The organism is Pseudoalteromonas sp. S558 (assembly GCF_005886635.1).
Classification (GTDB): domain Bacteria; phylum Pseudomonadota; class Gammaproteobacteria; order Enterobacterales; family Alteromonadaceae; genus Pseudoalteromonas; species Pseudoalteromonas aliena.
Window position 1 is genome coordinate 1 of the sequence record NZ_PNDU01000675.1, and the last position, 331, is coordinate 331.

The 331-nt window shown below is 41.4% G+C and carries 1 pseudogene; it reads right to left on the minus strand.

The window, feature by feature from the left end:
• Positions 1-89: 89 nt before the first annotated feature.
• Positions 90-331: pseudogene (locus CWB66_RS21900) on the minus strand (glucose-6-phosphate dehydrogenase); the annotation flags it as partial.

A 331-nucleotide genomic window follows, 5' to 3' on the forward strand; every position in this document is an offset into this window, starting at 1 on the left:
CCACAATAACCAATAGCCTACACCACCACACCACGCGACGTCGGTCACATAAACACTTAGCTACAGAGGATTTCACAACATCTGCCCTAAACAGCAGGCGGAAGCGAAAAATAAAACACGCGAGACTTACTGCTTTCATGCTCATCTAAAATGCCTTTTAACACATCCAAGTTGTCGTCAGCTTCTGTAACATTACTTACAACGGGTACAAAAAAACTAGAAAATGATTTCCAATCTTTAGCGTTAAACTCGCCCTTGCTTAAAAATTCGTGTAAAGCGATGTGTGCTGTTTCTATGAACTCGGATTTTTTTCTTTCTGCGCTTACCGTTG